18 protein-coding genes are annotated in these 24,280 nt (G+C 45.4%); 11 read left to right on the plus strand and 7 right to left on the minus strand.

From position 1 onward, the window contains the following. Positions 1-154: 154 nt before the first annotated feature. Together Q7P68_RS03385 and Q7P68_RS03390 are read right to left on the minus strand one after the other, a co-directional pair. Entirely contained in the window at positions 155-1,033 is an 879-nt protein-coding gene (locus Q7P68_RS03385; RefSeq protein WP_304222811.1) for a carbohydrate ABC transporter permease, read from the minus strand. 94 nt (positions 1,034-1,127) lie between these two features. Further along, positions 1,128-2,411, minus strand: a complete 1,284-nt coding sequence (locus Q7P68_RS03390) for an ABC transporter substrate-binding protein (protein WP_304222813.1) — start codon at positions 2,409-2,411, stop codon at positions 1,128-1,130. 119 nt (positions 2,412-2,530) lie between these two features. Here Q7P68_RS03390 and Q7P68_RS03395 point away from each other — a divergent pair, with 119 nt between their 5' ends. The 6 genes from Q7P68_RS03395 to Q7P68_RS03420 are packed head-to-tail and all read left to right on the plus strand — an operon-like array spanning position 2,531 to position 11,623. Beyond that, positions 2,531-3,376 carry a MurR/RpiR family transcriptional regulator gene (locus Q7P68_RS03395; protein WP_304222815.1) on the plus strand — a complete coding sequence of 282 codons (846 nt, stop codon included), beginning with the start codon at positions 2,531-2,533 and terminating at the stop codon, positions 3,374-3,376. A gap of 17 nt (positions 3,377-3,393) precedes the next feature. Next, positions 3,394-4,425, plus strand: a complete 1,032-nt coding sequence (locus tag Q7P68_RS03400; RefSeq protein WP_304222817.1) for a galactitol-1-phosphate 5-dehydrogenase — start codon at positions 3,394-3,396, stop codon at positions 4,423-4,425. A gap of 1 nt (position 4,426) precedes the next feature. Then, a complete protein-coding gene (locus Q7P68_RS03405) occupies positions 4,427-5,515 on the plus strand; it encodes a Gfo/Idh/MocA family protein (RefSeq protein ID WP_304222819.1) in 1,089 nt (362 codons plus the stop codon). Positions 5,516-5,549: 34 nt separating this feature from the next. After that, positions 5,550-6,506 carry an AAA family ATPase gene (locus tag Q7P68_RS03410; RefSeq protein ID WP_304222820.1) on the plus strand — a complete coding sequence of 319 codons (957 nt, stop codon included), beginning with the start codon at positions 5,550-5,552 and terminating at the stop codon, positions 6,504-6,506. Further along, on the plus strand, positions 6,466-7,707 hold the full coding sequence (locus tag Q7P68_RS03415) for a DUF58 domain-containing protein (RefSeq protein ID WP_304222822.1): 1,242 nt from the start codon (positions 6,466-6,468) through the stop codon (positions 7,705-7,707). Before Q7P68_RS03410 ends, Q7P68_RS03415 begins: the two co-directional genes overlap by 41 nt. After that, positions 7,664-11,623 (plus strand): transglutaminase domain-containing protein, encoded by a 3,960-nt coding sequence (locus tag Q7P68_RS03420; RefSeq protein WP_304222824.1) that lies wholly within the window; start codon positions 7,664-7,666, stop codon positions 11,621-11,623. Before Q7P68_RS03415 ends, Q7P68_RS03420 begins: the two co-directional genes overlap by 44 nt. Here the strand turns inward: Q7P68_RS03420 and Q7P68_RS03425 are convergent. Together Q7P68_RS03425 and Q7P68_RS03430 are read right to left on the minus strand one after the other, a co-directional pair. Further along, positions 11,577-11,966 carry a YkvA family protein gene (locus Q7P68_RS03425; protein WP_304222826.1) on the minus strand — a complete coding sequence of 130 codons (390 nt, stop codon included), beginning with the start codon at positions 11,964-11,966 and terminating at the stop codon, positions 11,577-11,579. The genes Q7P68_RS03420 and Q7P68_RS03425 overlap by 47 nt on opposite strands. Before the next feature lie 101 nt (positions 11,967-12,067). Next, a complete protein-coding gene (locus Q7P68_RS03430; RefSeq protein ID WP_304222828.1) occupies positions 12,068-12,889 on the minus strand; it encodes an FMN-binding protein in 822 nt (273 codons plus the stop codon). Between the two features lie 178 nt (positions 12,890-13,067). On the opposite strand from Q7P68_RS03430, the gene Q7P68_RS03435 reads away from it, so the two are divergent. Genes Q7P68_RS03435 through Q7P68_RS03450 form a run of 4 tightly spaced genes read left to right on the plus strand, consistent with a single transcriptional unit; the run spans position 13,068 to position 17,723 of the window. Next, complete coding sequence (locus tag Q7P68_RS03435; protein ID WP_304222829.1) at positions 13,068-14,993, plus strand: AMP-dependent synthetase/ligase; 1,926 nt, start codon at positions 13,068-13,070, stop codon at positions 14,991-14,993. Positions 14,994-15,004: 11 nt separating this feature from the next. Then, on the plus strand, positions 15,005-16,177 hold the full coding sequence (metK, locus tag Q7P68_RS03440; RefSeq protein WP_304222830.1) for a methionine adenosyltransferase: 1,173 nt from the start codon (positions 15,005-15,007) through the stop codon (positions 16,175-16,177). 1 nt (position 16,178) lies between these two features. Next, positions 16,179-16,598, plus strand: coding sequence for an alternative ribosome rescue aminoacyl-tRNA hydrolase ArfB (gene arfB / locus Q7P68_RS03445; RefSeq protein WP_304222832.1), 420 nt, complete (start codon positions 16,179-16,181; stop codon positions 16,596-16,598). A gap of 9 nt (positions 16,599-16,607) precedes the next feature. Beyond that, complete coding sequence (locus Q7P68_RS03450) at positions 16,608-17,723, plus strand: aminopeptidase (RefSeq protein ID WP_304222833.1); 1,116 nt, start codon at positions 16,608-16,610, stop codon at positions 17,721-17,723. A 213-nt stretch (positions 17,724-17,936) separates the two neighbouring features. Here the strand turns inward: Q7P68_RS03450 and Q7P68_RS03455 are convergent, their stop codons facing one another. Next, positions 17,937-18,554, minus strand: a complete 618-nt coding sequence (locus Q7P68_RS03455; protein WP_304222836.1) for a hypothetical protein — start codon at positions 18,552-18,554, stop codon at positions 17,937-17,939. Positions 18,555-19,383: 829 nt separating this feature from the next. On the opposite strand from Q7P68_RS03455, the gene Q7P68_RS03460 reads away from it, so the two are divergent. Beyond that, positions 19,384-19,749: an iron chaperone gene (locus Q7P68_RS03460; RefSeq protein ID WP_304222838.1), complete on the plus strand. Its 366-nt coding sequence runs from the start codon at positions 19,384-19,386 to the stop codon at positions 19,747-19,749. A 12-nt stretch (positions 19,750-19,761) separates the two neighbouring features. Here Q7P68_RS03460 and gyrA read toward each other — a convergent pair whose 3' ends face one another. Together gyrA and gyrB are read right to left on the minus strand one after the other, a co-directional pair. Continuing rightward, positions 19,762-22,260: a DNA topoisomerase (ATP-hydrolyzing) subunit A gene (gene gyrA, locus Q7P68_RS03465; protein WP_304222840.1), complete on the minus strand. Its 2,499-nt coding sequence runs from the start codon at positions 22,258-22,260 to the stop codon at positions 19,762-19,764. A gap of 11 nt (positions 22,261-22,271) precedes the next feature. Next, on the minus strand, positions 22,272-24,179 hold the full coding sequence (gyrB, locus tag Q7P68_RS03470) for a DNA topoisomerase (ATP-hydrolyzing) subunit B (protein ID WP_304222842.1): 1,908 nt from the start codon (positions 24,177-24,179) through the stop codon (positions 22,272-22,274). Positions 24,180-24,280: the final 101 nt, after the last annotated feature.

Below are 24,280 nucleotides of genomic sequence, written 5' to 3' on the forward strand. Positions count from 1 at the left end.
TAAATATCCATTTCGGCGGATAGGCCGTAATATCAACCTGAGTCTTAAGCGAAGATATAACAATCCATACAAGGGGAAACACGACCGGTACTACAATAAACAACACAAGGAAATAAAAAAACAAACGGGATATTTTGAATCTATGCATATTCTTTCACGCCTCCAGTTTTTGCCTTAGTTTTGCCACGAGATAGCTTAATATCATGACCACCATAAATAAGAAAAACAGTACAACCGAGGCATGACCAAGCCTGAAATAGTTAAAAGACAAATTATAGGCGTATATATTCAAGGTCTCGGAGGCAAAACCGGGACCACCATTGGTCATCGCATATATGATGTCATAAGTTTTTAGGGCATCGATAGAACGAAGTACGACGGCGGTTAAAATAACCGGAGATACCATGGGTAGAGTAATCCGCCAAAATATTTGCCAGGCATTAGCCCCATCAACCCGGGCTGATTCGTAGGGTTCGACTGAAAGACCCGCAAGGCCAGCAAGCATAATGAGGGTCATCATGGGGGTCCATTGCCAGATATCAACTATTACTAGAGAAGGAATGACAAGCTGTTTATCGGCAATCCATTTGAGGGGAGCAAGTCCTGCGGATCTAAGCACCCAGTTTGCAAGCCCTATGGTAGGTTCATAAAAAAGAGTCCAAGCAATACCAATGGCAACCGGAGTAGACACCATGGGGAGCAATAAGCTCATTTTAACCAGGTTTTTCCCCACAAATTCCCTGTTTAAAATGAGTGCCCATATCATACCGAGCACTGTCTCGATGCTGACCGCAAGTAGTGTAAAATAAAAGGTTCTGCCCAGGGCTGCCCAAAAACGTGGTTCCTGTAAAATGGAAAGGTAGGTTTTCAATCCTACAAAGCGGGGCGGTAAACCGGAAGTCAGATTCCAATTGGAAAAACTAATTGTAAAAGTATAGAACACAGGAAAAACCATCATAAGGGCAACAAAGAGTACCGCCGGAAGCGGAAAAAGTACTTTTATATGTCTGTCAACAAAGGAACTCTCAAGCATTGTATCTCCTAGTAAAAAACAGGGCCGATCCACTGGATAAACCTATGGAACAGCCCATTCATAATTATTGTTCTTAATGGTGCAATGGCTTCGCCTACTTGCCCAATTCGCCTGCTGCATCAAGCAATTCGTTTACCTTCTTTGCAGCGGCCTTTGCAGCACCTGCGATATCACCGGTTCCTCCGGTATCAATTGCCAGTACAATAACATCTCCAATGGCATCGCGGGCTTCACCAACCGCCGTCATCAGGGGCCGATCATAGGGCGTACCGATGGGTCCCATTTTAACCGCCGTTGTTGCAAGCTGCTGGTCAAACTTGGCAAGGATATTCGCATCAGTCCAGACCGAATTCCGAGCCATGGTAATGCCCTTATCGATCATCGCTTTAATTGCCAGATCCTTGCTGGTTGCCCACATGAGGAAATCGTAGGCCTGATCCTTGTTTTTCGATTGCCTTGAAACTGCCATACCCCAGGATACGACAATATAAGGCCGATTTCCCTTGGGGCCTGCCGGCATGAGCGCCACACCGACCTTGTCCGCTACCTGGGACTTGGTGGGATCTTTAAGATTGCCCAGGAAAACGCTTGCATCGGTCCACATAGCTACCTGTCCTGCCTGGAACAAAGCTTGCCCCTGGGCCCAGCTCATGTTGGTAACTCCCGGAGGACCGTATTCTTTAAGCATCTTTCCGTAGAATTTAAAGGCCTCTATAGCTTCAGGGGTATCCACCACAGCCTTTCCGTCTTTTAGGAAATCTCCGCCATAATTGTATAGATAGGTGGAGAATTGGGTAACTGCAGCCCCCCGCTGTCCACGGGACACAATTCCGTACACATTTTTATCGGGATTATGAAGTTTTTTTGCCGCCGCTAGCAATTCATCAAAGGTCGTTGGGGGATTTAAACCAGCCTGTTTAAAGAGATCTGTCCGGTAATACAAAACCTGCCATTCCGTAACAAGTGGAATCGTGTATACATTCTTCGCATAGGTTACCGCGTCGACAGAGCTCTTAGAATAGTCGGCGAAGTTATAGTTTGCGGGAGTCTTTTTATTGTTGTTGATATAGGGGGTTAGGTTCTCATACCAGCCATTGCGGTAAAAAAGCTTTCCTTCCTGCAGCGGCCTGGTCATAAATACGTCGACCGTAGAAGATTTTGTGGCAAATTCGGTGGTCAATTTCTGGGTCAGCTGGTTTTCATCATAGCTTTCCACATTTACCTTTACACCGGTTTTCGCTTCATATTCAGCGATGAGGGGTTTGAGGACCTCCGCATAGGGATGGTTCGCCAGCAAGACCCGGATCGATTTGGTCTGAGCTGCGGCACTAAAGACGACTGCAATCGTTAAAAAAGCAACGATAAGTCTTCGTTTCATAAAGCCTCCTTTCAATAGTTAAGCTTCTTTTAATTATTAACCTGTTTTTTTACGCCGTCAATTGTTTTATGAAATATTTTTTTATTGTATGAAATATTTTTTCATGCTATGCTGATAACATGCCAAATACAAGCTGTATGTTAAAAATTCACGAGGTTCGCCATACACTGAGCGCCAAAGAACAAATGATAGCGGACTTTATTTTGCAACACCCCCATTCCTCAGTTCATCCAACCATCGAAGAACTGGCAGAACAGATCGGGGTTTCAGAGGCTACCCTGTTTCGTTTTGTTAAAAAATTAGGTTACGCGGGTTATCAGCAGTTTCGGATTGCCCTGGCAACCGATATTGCAAGCCCCCAACAACGGGTATACGAAACAGCAATAGATAGAGGCCTAGAAACTACGGTCTCCCTTGTTTTCAAGACAAACATCAATGCCATGGAAGAAACCCTGAAACATATCGATCCGGAACTCATACAGCATATTGCCCAACTTTGCATAAAAAGCAGAACCCTTTTTTTCTTTGGCCTTGGCGGTTCATCTATCGTAGCTTTGGATGCCTACCATAAACTGGTCCGAACCGGTCTCTCCTGTTGTGCTCCCATGGATTTTCACATGCAGCTTATGCAGGCTTCCCAGCTATCAGCGGAGGACACGGCCTTTCTTATTTCCCATACCGGAGTAAATCGTGATGCACTTTATTTGGCAGAAACTATTAAACAGCAGGGAGCCAAGCTCATCGTTATTACCGATGCCCGCCGGTCTCCACTTTTAAAGCTAGCCAACCACAGTCTCTTTGCCTACGCACAAGCATCGCCTTTTGTGTCCGAAGCGTTCTCTGCCCGGATAGTACAATTAGCCCTTATAGACTGCCTTTATGTATCTATTATGGAACAGTTGGGACAGTCCGGTTTTGACCACCTTGAACGGATGCGCAGCGTTATTGCCCAACGCAGAATCTGATACCAGAGAGGTAAATCATGAAAGCCCTTATGTTAGATGGGATTAAGCATTTTAGTTATGTTGATGTACCGGTGCCGGTTATTTCTGCCCCCGACCAGGTTTTGATACAGCTCAAGGCCGCCGCTATCTGCGGCAGCGATGTCCACGGTATGGACGGTTCCACGGGAAGACGGATCCCGCCGATAATCATGGGACACGAAGCGGCGGGTGTTATTGCAGCAGTAGGTTCCGCGGTAAAGTATTTTACGCCTGGAGACCGGGTTACCTTTGATTCCACCATTTCCTGCGGCCGGTGTTTTTACTGCCAGCGTGGAGAGGTAAACCTCTGTGACAACCGCAGGGTAGTCGGTGTATCCTGCCAGGAATACAAGCAGGATGGGGCTTTCGCCGAATACATCGTCGTTCCTGAACGGGTCCTCTATAAATTACCAGAACAGGTTGATTTTATTCACGGAGCCCTGGCTGAACCAGTAGCTGTAGCCGCCCATGCCCTCAGCCTTGCCCAGCTTTCTCCCGGAGACTCGGTCCTGATCGTCGGTACCGGGCTTATCGGCCTTATCCTATTGCAGCTTTTACGGCTCCACACTTCCGGTACAATTATAGCGGTCGATATTGATGAAAAGCGTCTCGAACTGGCCAAAGGGCTTGGAGCAGACAGGGTATTGCTTTCCAACAATAACATTGGAGAACAAATAAGATCGCTCACCGGAGGCCGCGGAGCCGACAAGGCATTTGAGGTTGTCGGAACAGAAAAAACAGTGGGGACTGCTATAGAAGGACTCCGAAAAGGCGGCAGACTGACTCTGGTGGGAAACGTAAGCCCCTTTATTAACCTACCCCTCCAGGCAGTAGTAACCCGACAGTTAGATCTCCAAGGCTCCTGCGCGATATCAGGCGAATATCCCCTAGCACTACAGCTTATGGCGGATAAAAAAATCGACCTGTCTCCGATTATCAGTGCCGTGGCACCCCTAAAAGAAGGAGCAGCCTGGTTTGAACGGCTCTATAACCGAGAAGCTGGGCTCCTTAAGGTCGTTCTGGAGATATGATATGAAAAAATTACGATTTGGTATTTTAACCTACGGCAAGGTAGCCCACCTGCATGCACAGGCCCTGCGTTCAGTTCCGGGTATAGAACTCGCCGCAGTATGGGGAAGAAATCCGGAAAAACGTGATCAATTTGCAAAGACCTATGGCATTGAGTCCTATGATGACGTTTCAGCTATGATTCGAGAGGCCCATATAGACGCCGTCGTCGTTGCATCTCCCCACCCCCAGCATACAGAACACAGTTTAGAAGCACTGGAGGCAGGAGCCCATGTCATTATAGAAAAACCAATGGCCCTCCATACAGACGACTGTGACCGGATTATTTATACAGCTACAAAAAACAATAAGAAATTGGGTGTTATCAGCCAGCGCCGCTGGTATCCTGCGGTCAGACGGATCCGGGAGGCTATCGATACAGGAAAACTGGGTAAGCCCATGATTGCCCAGGTAACCATGCTTGGCTGGCGGGACGAGGCTTATTATAAAAGCGATCCTTGGCGGGGAAGCTGGGCAGGTGAAGGGGGCGGAGTTCTCGTAAACCAGGCACCCCATCAGCTGGACCTGCTCCAGTGGTTTATGGGCCCTGTTACAGAAGTCTTCGCCTATTGGGATAACATCAACCATCCCTATATAGAAGTAGAAGATACCGCCCTAGCTCTGCTACGGTTTGCCTCAGGGGGCATGGCAACCATATTGGTAAGCAATTCCCAAAAACCAGGCATTTACGCCAAGGTTCATATACATGGCTCATCCGGTGCATCGGCAGGGGTCCAAACCGACGGAGGGGCCATGTTTGTGGCGGGTATGTCAAAAATTACTGAACCGCCTATTAATGACATATGGACCGTACCAGGCGAAGAGGCATTATGTACCCAATGGGAAGCGGAAGATCGAGCTTTATTTAACCAGATCGATGCGACCACCTATTTTCACGCCCTTCAATTCAAAGACTTTGCCGATGCCATTATCGAAAACAGACAGCCCTTGGTCGATGGGCAAGAGGGCAGAAAAACCATAGCTCTTATTGAAGCTATTTACCAATCAGGGCGGGAGCACCGGCCAATCAATTTAGAAGTACCACAACATTGAAAGTGACCAGCAGTAATGCTATGCTGGTAACATAATGGAAATATCAAAGGTACCCTCAGCACTTCTCGAAGGCGCCGCGAGTGTCATTAAGGGCAAGGAAGAGTTCCTTGAATATCTTATCACGGTTCTGCTCGCCGGGGGCCATGTGCTCCTGGAGGATCTCCCCGGTCTGGGAAAAACCACGGTCGCCAAGACCCTTTCCCATCTTATCGCAGATAACGAAGGCCGCCCCCTTGCCTTTAAACGAATTCAATTTACACCTGACCTTTTACCCTATGACATTACCGGCGTCGACGTGTTTGATCCAGACCTTCGTAACTTTCGTTTTGTCCCGGGGCCAATTTTCGCAAACCTTATCCTGGCAGATGAAATCAATAGAACGACACCTAAAGTGCAGTCGGCACTTTTAGAAGTCATGGCAGAACAACAGGTGACCATAGGTTCCGAAACACGACCTGTTCCCTCGCCTTTTATGGTAATTGCAACCCAAAATCCTGTTGAAAGCGAAGGGACCTTTCCCCTGCCCGCAGCTCAACTCGATCGTTTCATGATGCGGCTTTCCTTAGGCTACCCTCATAAAGAAGCGGAACTGGATATTCTTAATTTTGACCCCTCAGAAAAGATACTCGCAGGGCTCACTCCGGTTGTGACTGCAGCGGACCTATCGGAAGCAAAGGCCGCAGTTGAGCAGGTATACTGTCATCCAGAACTTAAAGAAGCCATTGTAGATCTTGCCCGGGCAAGCCGAAACCACCCGGATATTCGGCTTGGCGCAAGTCCCCGCTCTTCCCTGCACTTGCTCAAGGCGGTACGATCCTATGCCTTTATAAACGGCCGTGATTATGTGGTAGACGAAGATATCATCGCCTTGGGTCCCCTGGTTCTCAGTCACCGGCTCAAATTTGCCGACCCCCGTACCGACGGAGCTCCCCTCGTGAGGAGGCTTGCCATTGAAATCTGCCAAAAACATAAACTCAGCCTCGATCGGTAACAAGACCGTCACCATTATATCCTGGATACTGGCAGTACTCACTTTAGCAGTTGGTCTAGCAACACAGGAAATAATACTCACCCTTGCAGGGTTCATATCAATTTTCTTGTTGATAAGACTTTTTGCTAACATTGTAATTCTTCTGAATTTTTACAAAAAAAAAGCCGGCTTTTTCTCATGCACGATCCATCCCCCAGAGGCAGCTGCTGGAGAATCCTTGCGTTTTGAACTATGGATACAAAATCTGCGGCATATCTTTCCCTTTACTTTTCCTGGAATCCTCACAACCTATGAAGTTCACTTAGTCACCAAGGACCAGAAAAACATCTCTGTATCAATTCCAATACCTCAGAGAAAACTAGTTTCCGCCCCCGATTCAGCATCGCCAGTATCATTACCTTCTATCACCGTTGACACAACAGAGTTTTCACGGGGAGTGTATTACGCTGAAGATGATAACCTTGTTATTGCCGATATGTTTGGATTCCATACCCAAGCAATAAGTCTTCAACATACTTTGACCGAAAGACTTATCATTGGCCCCAAACCGATGGAAAATGGACTCCCTTTCCGTTTTCAGATTGGCGGCTCCTCCAGGCGGGAAGAGCTGGTGTATCAAAAAACCGAAGATCTCACCGAACACCGGCCTTATACTCCCGGAGATGATCCAAGAAGGATAAACTGGAAGCTCTTCGGCCATTCAGGAGACCTGTTCGTCAGACAGGAAGAATTAGAGCCCCCGCCGGTTTCTGAATATACCCTTGTTCTGGACACTTCGGTGGACCACCGTATTTTTTCAGAAGCCGAAGGACGTAAACTAGTTGATATACTTTGCCGCCATGCATTGACCCTTGCGCTTGAATTGATCCATACACATTTTTCTATAAATCTTTGGTTTCCAGGAAGTGAACTAAAATGTCCTGAGGAAACCGCCATTGCGAAAACCTTAGCCTATCCCTACGCGGTAGATATGAGAGATAGTTTTTCTATACCGGACTTTTCACGGGAAATGAGCCTTTTTATCCTTGCCCTACCCCGAACAATTCCATCACCCAATTCGGTCCTTGAAAAAATACTCAATACTGCACCCAATCCCCGGCAGATCTATTTTATCAATCCTGCCATAGTGCTCGCTTCGCAGCTATCTCAAGAAAGCTATGAAAATTGTGTCCGTTATTATGGGAACCACCATGCAACATAGAAGTCCTCCTCTCATGAGCAGTATACTATACAGCATATCAATAGGCATCTTTCTTTTTCATCTACATCTGCTCACCGCTCCTCTTTCGAATATCCAGTTTTTTCTGATAAGTCTTGTGCTCGGTGTTTCTGTTGGATTAGCTGGAGCCAAAGTATATACCTTGAAAAAAAAATGGATGTTGATTGTTCTCTTATCGATTCCATGGATTCTAAAGGTACTGCTGATTTGTACGAGTTTTATTGTACCCCGCCAATCGATTAGCTTCGATCGGTTCCTTCTTTTTTTTGACCGGAATTTTATAATTTCCCTTTTTCCTTTTTACTGGATAGGCTTGAGCACCTTTATGGCAAAGCTTTCTTTTAAAGCCTTGCACTGGAACAGGATCGCAAACGGCATCCTGTTGCTCCTCTTTTTTCTTGTGTTTAAGAGCAAAAACTTTACCTTCTATTTATGGCCTACTCAGATGCTAGCGGTTTTTGCCCTGATTATACTGCTTCAGTTTGCAGCGCTCTTAATAGCCTATCCTTACAAAGTACAGAGCTATCGAAAAAATAAATTCTGGGCCCTTTTTATACTTCTATTAATAGGCCTCTTTTCCATTTTGCTCGTACGAAAACCCGCGGAAGAGCAAGCTGCAGAACAGGGCGGAGGACTCATTAAGCCCGATCTTTTTAGATTCGATTTTTCCCAATTTCTGCGGCTCGAAAGCGAAATATCTCTTAAAGAAGACTTAGTCCTCATTCTTCATAAGGATCCAGAGGACTCCCATATCCTGCTGCGGCGCTACATTCTTTCTGGATACGGCAGCAAAAAGGGCTTTTATCGAGATCCTTCATGGGATGAGGCTGAACATCCCCAGGAACTTCCCCCAGCGGCACTTGTCTTGCAAAGCCCCGCATGGCAAGACCGCAGGGATACTGAACAGGAATACTTTCTCATCAATTTTGATCCTTCGGCCCTTATCGCTCTGAACAGTCCCCGGAGCATCCAGCCCCTCAAAGCATGGGATACCACTTCTTTTTCTTCTGCATACCGGGTCATAAGCGAAACCAGCGAAGCCATGCCGTTCCAGCTGCTGGATTCGGTGCCTGAAAAAGATTATCAAACAGGCAAGCTCGGCCTATCCAGCCAAGAGTACCAATGGTATACCAACTTTGGCGGTGACATCCGTATTAAAACACTGGCAGATTCCATTACCGAAGGATTAGAAACTTACTGGGAAAAAGTACAGGCTATATACGAATACCTTAAATACGGGGATTACCGTTACAGTCTTAAACCGGGAATAGCATCCGACGGAGATCAGCTCGGCCGCTTTCTTTTTGAAACAAAAAAGGGTTACTGTTCCTATTTTGCCTTTTCTATGGCGCTCCTGCTCCGCTCCCAGGGTATACCATCCCGAGTTGCGGTAGGTTTTTTTATTAACCCCGAAACAGGGGCCTTTAATTATTACCCTGTACTTTCCAACATGGCTCATGCATGGGTAGAAGTCTATTATCCTGGTTATGGATGGATAGAATACGATCCAACAAGCACCCAGCTTGCAGAAAATGAACAATTCCGTTTTTCACAAGGAGCTCAGCAAGAAACCTTTGAACGGCTCTTGGGGGAAATTCTTCAGAACCGGAGTAAACTTTCCCCCTTAAACGATGTTATAGATAAAACCAAAACCCAGAACAGAGCCTTAACATTTGAAACAATGCAAAAATGGATCCGTTCTCATTGGATCATACTTGTGGTGGTGTTGTACCTCTTCATCGTAGTTTATTTTGGATATGGTCACTATTGCAGGTATTTGTATCACCTGTTTATTACAAAAAAGAACCGCCCCGCGGCAAAAGCTTTATTTTTATTCAGCATTAAGAAGCTCAGTGTTACCGGAATCTATAAAAAGCCTCAGGGGAACTTACTGTATACCTTACAGGAAGAGATATTTCGGATTGAACATAACTTTTCAGTCAAAATCATCCCCCTCTACAACATGTATCAAAAGGCAATTTTCGCTCCTCCCGCTCAAGATATCTCAGGGGATGAAATCTCTACAGCTTATCGGACATTTGTTGAATCATATAAAAAAGGAATACATCCTATAAAGCGCTTTTTAGCTGTGATTTTTCCCTTTTCTTGTAGTTCTTCCGGAAAACTACTCTCTCTCTTATTTATGGGATCTCTCCTCTTCACCCAGTCAGGACTCCAAGCCCAAAACAATACTTCGAACGTTCAAGATACAGAAATCCAGAACATACTCTTGGAAATTCAACAGCTCCGGCAGGAAGAACGGTGGGAACAGGTTATTACCATTTTACAAAATGCAAAAAAACAGTATCCCGATGATAGCCGTATACTCACCGAATTGGGAGATATATTTGAGAGCCGGGGTCTTTATTCACTTGCCTGGAATGAATATCTGCAGGCAGAAAAACTAGCAGGAGATAATATCCATATCCTGTATCAGTTATCCTCCGTTGCCGGGAGACTCAATAAAAATGATGATTCTATTCGTTACCTGCAAAAAATCCTGCTACTCGATCCGGGCAACAGGGATGCCCTCGCAGACCTGGGTTGGATGTATTTTAAAACCCATCGTCTTGCAGAAGGAGAAAAACTGCTGACCGATGCGCTGGAACGTTATGGCCCCGATCAAGGGCTTGAGATGACATTGGGAACCATATATTCCGATCAATACAGATACACCGATGCAAAACAATATTATCAACGGGCAATAAAACAGGCGGAAAAAAGCGGCTATAAACTGTTCCTTTCAGTAGCCTATTACAATCTTTCCATATTAGAAACCCGTTTTTATCATTTTGCCGATGCCTTTAACTGTACCCACCTTTCTTTGCAATACGCAGAACGGGCATCCGGTCACCTTGCCCGAGGAGAACTGTACCAGCACCGCCTCGATTTTACAAAAGCCTATGCCGAATATAACGCCGCTTATGAGATGGATACATCTCCGCTATCAAAAATAAACCTATCCCAACTGTACCAGCAAACCGGAAATTTGGAAAATGCCCGCTCTTATGCTGAAAACACCCTGAGTCAGAGTGATCTTTCATGGATGGTCAATTACGGGACCGATTATGAGCGCTATAAAATGGACCTCCACACCATTTTGGTAAAAACCTATCAGGGACTCGCAGACTTCCAGCGGTTTACCTATAATGCAACACTTAAACAAGCCTTGGTACATTCTATTAATTGGATTCATTATAAAACACTAGCCCTCTGGCACCAATTATTACTCACCTATTATACTATCCAAACCGCCGATGCATACGGAACAGGAAATCAGCAACTGAATGCACTCATTCATTATTTTCTCGCATTAAAACAGTATCCATGGAGGGCAGAATCGTATCTATTAGAAGCAATGCATTTCGAGACCAGTATTATTGAAGCTTCACGTCCTACCTATCTCTATGAATTGGGAACACTGAAACAGGATCCAGAACTTCTGGAAAATGCCATTGCCCAATTTGATCCGGTCTGGGAACGAGACATGATTGCCGATGCCTATATGGAACTTGCAAAGATCTATAAAAAACAGGGGAGGCAAAAAGAAGCACAGGTCTGCATCGAAGGACTCTATGCATTGAACCGGGGAGCCCTTTTGCAGCAGGGCATCAAACTCCCCATCAACTTAGAAATACAGGGCCAATTACCCGAAGCTGCCACCATCATCAAAGTTCTTAAGCAATCGGGTCTGCAGATTCTCAATAACCCAAGCGGACGCTATACCTTAAAAATTAAGCGTCAAAACAATTCGGTACAGTGGGCCCTCTTTGATAACCATACAGGAGCAACCCGAGCTCAGGATCACCCCATAGAGCTTTCAAACCTGGATAATGCGGATCTTTTACGGTTTAGCCGCCAAATCCAGCGAGTATTGTTTTCAGAATTAACCCAATAATGACTAGCCAAAAGAGAATAATAAATACAGTAGCCCCCCACTGTTTTTTTAAAGATACTGGATGCTCCCGTGCTTCAGCTTCACAAACCTGAAATAGTTTTTGGGGCACCAGCTTTATCGCGAGACCAACTAAAAGGGGCAGAATAACAAGATCATCCAAATACCCAAGAATAGGAATAAAGTCCGGTACGAGATCGATGGGTGAAAGGGCATAAGCAAGCGCTATAATAGCTACAACTTTAGCAAGTTTTGGGGTTTCAGGATGTATCGTCAGATAATAAAGGGTTCCGATAGTTCTTTTTGCCCAAAGGCCCAGAGCTTCAAGGCGTTGTTTTATTTTCATATCTGTATGTCTATTGATAAAAAATGAGGGACCTGAGAATCCTCAGGCCCCTCGCTTACCATTTTAAACCAATTTCATAAATGCCTGGTGCAGCGCGGCAATTACCGTGCAGCATTGAGTGCATTCGCAGCAAGCTGCAGGAAGGGTGCTACTGCAATCGAAACACCGCTAATTGCATCAGTCTTACCGTCCGCTTTAACAGCGATTTTAGCTGGATCCTGGGCGGTAAGCAGCGCAGCTTGAGCTTTTACAGCCTGTTCGTGCCACTCAGCCTGGGCTTTGCCGAATTTTACCATGTTATAGTTTCCGCTTACGGATTCAACAATTTTAGATTTTTTTGCCTTGTCGTTCGATATTCCGTTCCATACAACATCGACGATCCGGCCATTCACCACCGTCAGTAGGACCGTATCTTTCCAGCCAGAATTTTTATCAAAATCCACCTGTTCAGCATAGAACCAGCCATCCTTTGCATAGGAACCCTTTGCGACAGGACCTGCGGCAATTGCCTTCTGGGCCAGATCAAAAAACTCTTTTACATGAATAGAAGCTCCGGAGATTGCATCCGTGCGTCCTTCCGCATCGGTATATTTATTGAACTTATAATCCTGGGTTTTAATAAGATACTGTTCTACCTTTTCTGCCTGTTGGTACCATTCAGCCTGGGCTTTGCCAAATTTTACCATGTTGTAGTTGCCAGCCTTGTCATAAGCCTTCTTGTCCACCGCGCCGGCGATATTGCTCACCCCGTTCCAATTGGCGGCGGTAATTTTACCGCCCTTTACTTCAAGTACTACCTGGCTTTTCCAGCCCGAAGAACCAAAACCGTCTTGCTGGGCAAAATATTTTCCATCCTTTAGCGTCTGGGCACTGAGCCCCATGGCGAACGCGCAGAACATAAGAACTACGCCGATTCGTTTCATAACAACCTCCATAGAATTGTTAATATATAATACAATTCTTATCTATAAATTATAAACCAATTATTACTAACTGTCAATACTGACTATTTTACTCTCCCGTAAGTGCTCAGTCAGACGTGTACAAATATTAAATAAATTGTTATATTGTAAAGCTCATAAATATGTATAAGGAGGCACCATGCGGCAAACCCTGTTTGATATGGTGAATCAAGCCTGTACGCGTTTTGGAGATAAACCATTCACATTTAAAAAGACCGACTCCGGATGGGTATCCAAAACCTTTAATCAGAGTTTTGATGAAAGCCGTCGTTTTGCGTCTTTTCTATTGGAACGGGGATATCAAGCACAAGACCGGGTCGCCATTTACGCCGAAGGCGGACCCAATTGGATAGTCGGCGAATACGGGATAATAATGGCTGGCCTTATCGCTGTCCCTCTTTCATTTAAGCTTTTACCTGAAGAGATATATTACCGCCTCGATCATTCAGAAGCACGTATGATCCTGACCAATGCCAATCATATTGATAAAATTTGCCGGGTCGCCCAGGACATACAGGCTAAAACAGGCCGCACCATTGATATTGTCGCAATCGATGAAGATCAGGATCTTTCATCCTGTACGTATCCGAAAAATCAATTATTCAGAATCGATGAAGCCCTTGCACTGGGCAATGCAGCCCTGGATAAGAACAGGGAAAAGCTCGATACCATTGAAAAGGAATGCAGCGAAGATACGGTAGTAACCATTTCTTATACCTCCGGTACTACCGGCAATCCTAAGGGTATCATGCTGACCCATAAAAACTATTATATCAACAGCCTCGACTCGGTAAACATATTTAAGGTTCCAGAAACAGGCTACCGGAACTTCGTAATTCTTCCGGTTGACCATTCCTTTGCCCAAACCGTTGGTATTCACGCAGCAATTCAGCGGGGCATTGAACTATGGTTCGTTGACTCCCGCGGCGGCGGCATGGCAATTCTGCGGAATATACCAATCAACATGAAAGAAGCTGAACCGGTATTTCTTATGACCGTCCCGGCCCTTTCCAGCAACTTTATGAAAAAAATGCAGGCAGAAATTGACCGGCGGGGCGGCATTGTCAAATTGTTGTTTGATACGGGCATAAAAGCCGGTATTGCCTATTGGGGTGATAACTCCTACCCCCAGCCATCCTTGGCAACCTTTATAAACGGCCTCATCTACTTCCCTCTTAAAAAACTGGTACTGGACAAAGTAAAAACTGAAGTTTTCGGAAAACGGGCTCAGTTTTTTACCGGAGGCGGAGCCAGCTTTGACATTGGACAGCAGCGATTTTATCGAGCCCTCGGCATGCCCCTCTATCAGGGTTACGGCATGACCGAAGCCGCTCCAGTCATTTCCACCAACATAGAAGGACACACCAAACTGGGTACCTCCGGCATACCTTTAGACCATGTAGAAATCCGCATCCTCAAGGATGACGGCACTGTTGCAGCTCCCGGTGAAAAGGGAGAAATCTGTGTCCGCGGCCCCAATGTAATGAAGGGCTATTTTAAAAATCCTGAGGCAACCAAGGAAACCTTGGTGGACGGATGGCTCCATACGGGAGACCTGGGCTGGCTCGATCAGGACGGATATCTTACCGTCGCCGGCCGTGCAAAGGCGCTGCTCATTTCCGCAGACGGAGAAAAATACAGCCCAGAAGGCATCGAAGACGCCATTGTTAACTCAGCAAAGGTGGTAAACCAGGTCATGGTTTGGAACGACCACAAACGTTTTACCTGCGCCCTTATCACATTAGATGACGATCAGGTACGGAAACTTATCAAAGAGCATCATCCTAAAACCAGGGAAGAGCTGCTTGAACTGATCAAAGATTCATTCTATAGCTTCAGATCCGACGCCTCATACCGCAACATGGTTCCCCTCAACTGGACCCCAGCCACTTTCCAGATAGTCCCTGAAACATTTAATGAAAAGGACGGACTTATCAATTCCACCATGAAATTAGTTCGGTACAAGGTTGTCGAAAAATACCAGGAGCTTATCGACTATATTTATAATGAGGGCTCTAGCTACAAGAATGATAAAAACTTGGAAGCCCTGTCAAAATACCTGTAAGGAGCGTATTTATGGAAAATAGACAATACCTGTTTACATCCGAATCGGTCGGAGAGGGGCATCCCGATAAACTCTGCGATCAAATTTCCGACGCCATTCTCGATGCCTGTATTGAAAAAGACCCAGAAAGCCGTGTTGCCTGCGAGACCTTCGCATCCACCGCCATGGTGCTGGTAGGCGGTGAAATCACCACCAACACCTTTGTAGACATCCAGCAAGTTGCTCGAGACGTTGTTAAAGAAGTAGGATACACCAACCCCGCCTATGGACTCGACTTCGAATCGATGGCGGTCCTCGACATGATACACAACCAATCAGAAGATATCAGCCAGGGGGTATCGGGTAAGGGACTCGAAGAATTTAAGGGACAGCAGGGCGCAGGTGACCAGGGCATGATGTTCGGATTTGCCTGCACCGAAACCCCGAACCTGATGCCAGCGCCGATAACCTTAGCTCATCAAATTCTTGAAAAGGCAACCCTCTTGCGAAAAGCCAAAATCATTCCCTGGCTCAGACCGGACGCTAAAAGCCAAGTTACCGTACAATATGAAGGTCACAAACCTATCAGGATTGATACGGTTGTGGTTTCCCACCAGCATGATGACGGAATTGCCTACGAGAACATTAAAGAAGCAATTATCGAAGAAATTGTAAAACCCGTTTTAGCCCCAACGGGACTGCTGGACGCAAAAACCCGGTATTTTATCAATCCCACAGGACGCTTCGTTATTGGCGGCCCCTTTGGCGATACGGGCCTTACGGGAAGAAAAATAATCGTCGATACCTACGGCGGTATGGGCCGCCATGGCGGCGGCGCCTTTTCCGGAAAAGATCCAACCAAGGTAGACCGTTCAGCAGCCTATATGGCCCGCTATGTGGCTAAAAACATCGTTGCCGCAGGTTTTGCAGAACGATGCGAAGTACAGCTCGCCTATGCAATCGGAGTTCCATTCCCGGTCTCCGTCATGGTTGACACCTTCGGCACCAATACGGTGAGCGAACAGGCGATAGAAAAGGCGGTCACCGAAATCTTCGATCTCTCCCCTGCAGGCATTATAGCCACCTTGGACTTAAGAAGACCAATATATAGAAAAACTGCTACATATGGTCATTTTGGCCGGGACGGTTTTACCTGGGAAAAAACCGATAAGGTAGAAGCCCTTCAAAAGGCTATTTCAAAATAACATGGACCTGGTTCGTCTGAGTGCCTCGCTGGCATCTCACGCTACTATGCAGTTCTCCCGCTCAGGCGGACCTGGTGGCCAAAACGTAAACAAAGTCAACAGCCGGGTCGAAATCCGCATCAACCTTGATGAACTCCAAGGGCTCTCAGATGCGGAACGGCAGCGGCTAAAATCTGTTCTTTCCAATAGAATCACTTCCGAAGAGGCCCTGGTTCTCTTTGTCAGCGATGAACGGTCCCAGCTGGATAACAGGGTTCTCGCCTTTAAACGGCTTGAAGGGCTTATTATTCAAGCCGCCCGGTTGCCAAAGGAGCGTAAACCAACCAAGCCGACAAAGGCATCCCGGGAACAGCGGCTATTGCATAAAAAATTGGAAAGCTTAAAAAAATCTCGTCGCAGATTTCATCAACATGAAGACTAAGGAACTATTATGAAAGACCCACGGTTACAAAAATTAGCGGACATCTTGGTAAATTATTCATTAAAATTACAGCCCGGTGAAAAAGTCCTGATACAGGACACTAACTTTGAACTTGATTTTGTAAAAGAATTAGTTAATACCGTTCATGATGCAAGGGCGATTCCCTTTGTGCACCTCAGCGATAAAAATCTTGAACGGACGCTCTATGCACGGGCGACAGAAGAACAATTCAAATGGCAGGCAAAATTTGAACGTGATAGGATGAAAGAAATGGATGCCTTTATAGGCTTTACATCCCCACGGAATGTATATGCCTGGGCTGATATGCCTGCGGACAAACAGGATCTTTACAACCGGTATATAACCAAATTGGTCCATATGGAAGAACGAGTTCCCAATACTCGCTGGGTGGTTTTGCGCTATCCCTCTCCCAGTTTTGCCCAAATGGCATCCATGAGCGAAGACTCCTTTGAGGAATTTTATTTTAACGTCTGCACCCTGGATTACCAAAAAATGTCAAAAGCCATGGATCCCCTGGTTGAACTCATGGAAAAAACAGATCGTGTCCGCATTGTAAGTCCCAGCACGGATCTTAGCTTTTCCATTAAAGGTCTTCCAGCTATTAAATGCGACGGGACCATGAATATTCCCGACGGCGAAGTCTATACAGCCCCCGTAAAGGACTCGGTTAATGGAACCATAGCCTACAACACTCCCAGCGATTATCAAGGTTTTGTCTATGAATCAATAAAATTCGAATTTAAGAATGGTAAAATTGTTTCTGCCTCATCGAACGATACGGATCGGATTAACCGTATTCTAGATATTGATGAAGGGGCCAGGTATGTGGGTGAATTTGCCATTGGTGTAAACCCCTATATCACAAAGCCAATGAAAGAAACCCTTTTTGATGAAAAAATTGCTGGCTCTATTCATTTCACCCCAGGGAATTCCTATGACGATTGCGATAACGGCAACAAATCAGCCTTGCACTGGGATTTGGTACTCATTCAACGGCCTGAATGGGGCGGCGGCGAGATTTGGTTCGATGATCGGCTTATACGCAAAGATGGCCGCTTTGTCATACCAGAGATGGAAGGCCTGAACCCAGAAAATTTATTATAAATGTGCAAAATACAAAAGTCTGTTACTTTCACAATTTGCTTTGCGATTGCTTGCGGTTGCATGCTTTTTGATTAAAACCCGCATGCAACCGTCGCTTCAAATCGCGGATTTCAGGGGAGCTCTTTCAAAACTCTTTGAGTTTTGAAAGAACCTTAATATTGTTGCGCTGCGCTTGATTAACAGGCGCAGCACATTTAACTAAAAATAATGAATCTAATCTTCAGGCCTTTCAGTTATCCTTTCAGATTGGGCATATTGTTTATATTCTGTTTCAGCTGGACTTTCTATAAACAATGGTACCAAGCCGCCACAAACGAGCACCGTTCCTGCTAAAGGGCTGCCCCATAGAAAGTTTCCTACACCGACACCGGTTAATATGCCGGCTGCTAAGAGCCGTCTCATCCGACACGATGCAGCCAAATCTTCGATAGTCTTATCAAGATATTTGTATCGTTCAAATTCACTTTCCGGCTTATACGCTTCTGCAGTCTTTACTTTTTGCTCCTGATATGAAGGAATAAGAAAAATAGGTATTGATAAACCAACTAATACGCCGCCACCAGCCATGAGCCCAATACCAAGCATACGGGCCTCATCAGGATTGGAAGAAGGGCTTAATGCAACAAAAGCCCCAGCGGCCACAGAAATTGCTCCAAGGCCTGCCACAATAGATCCGGTTATGGTTCGATTACTTCGGCTTTTTATTGCGATAGTATCAAAACGCAATAAAAGGGAATTGTTTAATTCCTTATAGTCGACCGTCTCATTTTGAGCATACACCAAGGATGAAGATACAATCAGAACCATAATAAAAGTACCTATTCGTTTCATCGGTATACCCCTTATAGATAGCATAAGCTGGTATCGGTAAAATTTCAAAAGCGGCTTTATGTTTCACGTGAAACAGAACCAGGGAATCGAACCAATTTTAAATTTCGAGCCCAACTCTTCGAGTAAATCGGCCTAGAGATTATAATCACAAAGGCAATTTCAAAAGTTACAGACTTATAATATTTTCTCATTTACTTTGATTTATATATGAGCTTCATTTACAGCTCTTTTTTTACAGTTATCTGCAGCAATGTTTAAATCACAGTTCTAAATAGATATAGCAAGGCTGTTTTTCTTAGCTGAGGATCTTTTAAAAGTCAGAGGTTCTTACAAAACTCTTGAGTTTTGTAAGAACTGCCCTCGTGTATTTAAAAGACCTGGGCTACCTACTATATTTTTAAATTTATTACCGAAAGATAAAAGCATTAATTAGGTCATTTATTACTTAAATGAGCTCTTTTCAATAGGGTTTGTTTCACGTGAAACAGTTGTATCTCCAATAAGGCTCTTTCAAAATCACAGAGTATTGAAAGAGCAGCCTTGGAATCAGAGATTTAGCGCGGCGATTACGAATAGTTACTCTGCAGCAACATGTAAACAAAAGCAATCACAAAGCCAATTTCAAAACTCGCAGCGTAGAAAAAACGTTTAAATTGGAACACTTAAATTGTTTCACGTGAAACAAAATTTTAAATCGTTACACATTGTTTTGACACATAACAATAGAACCAATTTCTTGACTTTAAGCCTTGTGCCTTTTTTAAAATTATTACCTCAAATTTTACAAATTAATGTTTAAATAATATGCTTTATAAAGGAGGACCAAAATATGAAAGCAGTATTTGAAAATATTCAAGACTATATTGCTCAGTTTCCTGCAGATATTCAAAACCGATTACAAACTATTAGAACCCTTGGTCATACAATTATTCCGAACGCTCAAGAAGCCATCAAATATAACATGCCAACCCTGATGGTGAACAATAAAAATGTTTTCCATTTTGCGGCGTTTAAGCATCATATTGGTATTTATCCACTGCCCCATACAATAGAAGTTTTACAAAATGAAATTTCTGGATATGTTCAGGGAAAAGGCTCAATTCAATTTCCCAATGAAAAACCTTTACCTATTGAATTGATTAAAACAATAATTACCGTCCGATTCCAGGAACTAAGTTCCAAGAATCAGACATAGTAACTTTTTCCCTTATACTTCAGATTCGGATTCTTCCGCTTGAGACGGGGAATCGGTCTCGCCTGCGGAAAGGTCCTGCTCATCCTTTTCGCGGGCTATACGGTCTACACCGATGACAAAGTCTGGCCGTTCTATATTAAGGATGCGAACCCCTTGTGCAGACCGGCCCATGACTGAAATTTCCTTTACCGCCACTTTAATGGACTTTCCCTGGCTCGTGATGCACATAATGGAGTCATCATCCCCGACAGAAACACAGCCAACCAGTTCGCCGGTTTTTTCGCTCACTGTATAGATCCGCTGACCACCGGTAGCCCTACCATGGGCTGAAAACTCCACATACTCTACCCGCTTCCCGTAGCCAAACTCGGAGAGGATAAGCATTTTTTCCGTATCGTCTATCCGCAACACGCCGGCAAGTTCATCATCAGAATCGAGCCTGATACCGCATACACCACGGGAAGACCTGCCGCTTGCACGGACCTCTTCCTCGGCGGTCCGCAGAGCCTGACCTTTTCGGGTAATCAGGACAATTTCATCATCACCCTTTGTAAGAAGAGCGCTGACCAAGCTATCCCCTTCATCAAGGTTAATCGCGATAATCCCCCGTGTCTTTGCGTTAACAAATTCATCGGTCTGTACTTTCTTAACGACACCACGGGCGGTTCCCATAAAAATATACTGGTCCGCAGAAAAATCCTTAAAGGCAACTACAGTCGTAATATCTTCGTTAGGAGAAACCGCCAGCAGCGATTTGATATGGGCACCCCGGGAAATCCTGGATCCTTCGGGGATTTCGTGGACCTTCATCCAGTAGGCCTTACCCTTACTGGTAATATACATAATGTAGTCATGGGTCGAAGCCACAAAGAGCTGCTTTACAAAATCGTCTTCGGACAATTTTGCGCTATTCATCCCCTTTCCTCCCCGGCCCTGACTTTTGTAGGAGCTTACGGGTACACGCTTGATATACCCCAGGTTGGAAATAAGGATGACCATTTCTTCTTTTTTTATGAGGTCTTCTATATTGATGGACTCCACTTCGTCGGCCACAATTTCCGTACGCCGCGGATCCCCATACTTTTCCGCGATAAGCTTAATTTCATCCTTAATAACTCCCCTCAGTTTTTGGGGATCGTCAAGGAGGGATTGCAGATAGGCAATGAGGGTCTTAAGCTCCTCCAGTTCCTGTTTGAGTTTCTCCACCTCTAAACTGGTGAGGCGGCCAAGGCGCATATCTACGATTGCCTGGGCTTGGACCTCAGAGAGCACAAAACGGTCCATCAAGTTCTTTTTAGCCAGATCCACATCCCGGGAAGCTTTGATAATGGCGATAACTTCATCGATATGAGCCAGGGCTATTACTAGTCCTTCCAGGATATGGGCCCGTTCCTGGGCTTTACGGAGGTCAAATTTGGTTCGCCGGGTAACCACATCAACCCGGTGTTCCACATAATAATAAATCAGTTCCTTGAGATTGAGGCAGCGAGGACGGCCTTCGACCAGGGCAAGATTGATAACACCAAAGGAAGACTGCAGGGCCGTATGGGAAAAGAGCTGATTCAGCACAACCTTAACAATGGCACCCTTTTTTAGCTCGATGACAATACGCAGCCCGTCCCGATCCGATTCGTCTCTAATTTCAGAAATACCGTCGATTACCTTGTCACGAACAAGCTCTGCAATCTTTACCAAAAGATTCGATTTATTAACAGCATAAGGTATTTCATTGAATATTATAGATTCTTTTCCTGTTTTCGACGTTTCTATAACAAATTTACCCCGGGTAATAATCTTACCCCGGCCGGTTTTATAGGCTTCCCGAATGCCTCGACGGCCAAAAATAATGCCCCCCGTAGGATAATCGGGTCCTTTGATATAGTGCATCAGGTCATCGACTGAGAGATCCGGATTGTCGATGAATGCGCAAATAGCATCACACACTTCTTTGAGGTTATGGGGCGGCATATTGGTCGCCATACCAACGGCAATACCGCTAGAACCATTTATGAGCAGGTTTGGAACTGCCGAGGGGAGCACCACCGGTTCCGTTAAGGATTCATCGTAATTGGGAACAAAATCGACGGTTTCTTTCTTAAGATCCGCCAGCATTTCATCGCCAATCCGGGACAGCTTTGCCTCGGTGTAACGGGATGCGGCTGGTGGATCTCCATCAATAGAACCAAAGTTACCCTGCCCTTGCACAAGCGGATAACGGAGTGAAAAATCCTGGGCCATACGCACCAGGGCATCATAGAGTGACATATCTCCATGGGGATGGTATTTACCCATGGCGTCACCGGTTATACGGGCGCTTTTTTTCGTGGCCGCATTCGGGTGTAAGCCAAGCTCGTCCATGGCATACAGAAGCCGCCGATGTACCGGTTTAAGCCCATCGCGAACATCGGGAAGGGCGCGGCTGACAATGACCGACATGGCATAGTTAAGGTATGCGGTCTTAATTTCATCTTCTATTGCAACTGGTATTATTTTTCCGCCCGATTCAGCCATAGTTTCAACCTTTATACATCAAGATAGGAGACAGCCAGGGCGTTTTCTTCTATGAAAATCCGCCTCGGTTCAACCTGTTCTCCCATAAGGGTGGAGAAAATCCGTTCCGCCTCCACTGCGTCGTCCATATGAACCTGGACAATGTTACGCCGCTCCGGATCCATGGTGGTTTCCCAGAGCTGGTCAGGATTCATTTCGCCCAAACCTTTATAGCGCTGAATAGATACCTTTTCCGGATCTTTACCAGATTCGGCAAGAATCCGGTCCTTCTCAGTATCATCATATGCGTAAAAGACCTTTTTCTCATAGGTAATTTTATAAAGCGGCGGCATGGCAAGGTACACATGGCCCCGCTCAATGAGCTCAGTCATATACCGATAAAAGAAGGTTAATAGCAAGGTTCTGATATGAGAACCGTCTACGTCAGCATCGGCCATAATAATGATTTTATGGTATCTGAGTTTTGAGATATCAAATTCTTCCCCAATACCAGCCCCGATACTGGCAATAATAGGCTGCAGCTTATCGTTCGTAATAACCTTTTCTATTCGAGTCTTTTCTACGTTAAGCATTTTTCCCCACAGGGAAAGAATAGCTTGAAAAGCTCTGTTTCGGCCCATTTTAGCTGACCCCCCAGCAGAGTCACCTTCCACGATAAAAAGCTCGCATTTGGCCGGATCCTTTTCCGAACAGTCCGCCAGTTTCCCCGGCAGGCCCGCGCTTTCCATAAGATTTTTCCGCCGCGTTGCATCCCGGGCCTGCCGGGCTGCAATACGGGCCTTGGCGGCCAGCACGGTCTTTTCCAGAATGGCATTAACAATATCCGGATGCTGGTCAAGGAAGAGTTCAAGCTGTTCATTTACCAGGGACTCTACAATGCCTTTTACTTCCGAATTGCCGAGCTTTCCTTTAGTCTGGCCCTCGAATTGGGGGTTAGGAACCTTTACAGATAATACTGCGGTGAGTCCTTCCCGGACATCGTCTCCGGAAAGACTTTCGTCCATTTTTTTTGCCAGTTTAGATTTTTTAAGATATTCGTTCAACGTCCTTGTCAAAGCGGACTTAAAACCAACCAGGTGGGTCCCCCCTTCCCGGGTATTAATGTCGTTGACAAAGGAGAACATATTTTCGTTAAAACCATCGTTATATTGGATAGCACATTCAACTTCCACATCGTCCCTGTTGCCGGCTATATAAATACATTCCTTATGGAGTACCGTTTTGTTCTGGTTAAGATATTCTACAAAACTGACTACACCGCCTTCGAATACAAACTCATGGCTTTTCGGGGTAGTAAGCCGCTCATCACGGATAGAAATTTTAATGCCCTTATTTAAAAAGGCCAGCTCCCGCAGACGGTTGGAAAGAACATCAAAGTTGTAGGTCGTGGTTTCAAAAATAGTAGCATCAGCTAAAAAGCGTACTATAGTTCCCCGCCTATCGGTGGTTCCAATAACTTTTACAGACTCTTCAGGAACTCCGATATGGTATTTCTGGAAGTATATTTTCCCTTCCCGATGAACATAAACTTCACACCAGGTAGAGAGGGCGTTTACAACCGAGACGCCGACGCCATGCAAACCACCGGATACCTTGTAGGAGTTCTTATCGAATTTACCGCCCGCATGGAGTTTGGTCATCACCAACTCCAGGGCGCTTACCTGTTCCGTCGGGTGTATATCAACAGGAATACCGCGGCCGTTATCTTCTACCCGGACCACGTCATTTTTTTCTAGTACAACTAAAATATCGGTACAATGGCCCTGCATGGCCTCATCGACAGAGTTATCGACGACTTCATAAACAAGATGATGTAACCCATCAATTCCGGTCGATCCGATGTACATGCCGGGACGTTTTCGTACCGCCTCCAGGCCTTTAAGGACCTGAATACTCTGCGCTGAATAGCTTGAATCCATCTTGTTTCCTTGTTATAACTAGCAGGCTGTCGAAAAACCGAAGGCTGAAAGAAAAAAACCTACTTCTTTAACAGCTTACTAGAGAAAAATGACAGTTGAGT

The sequence above is a fragment of the Gracilinema caldarium genome, from assembly GCF_029265695.1.
In the GTDB taxonomy this organism is placed as follows: domain Bacteria; phylum Spirochaetota; class Spirochaetia; order Treponematales; family Breznakiellaceae; genus Gracilinema; species Gracilinema caldarium_A.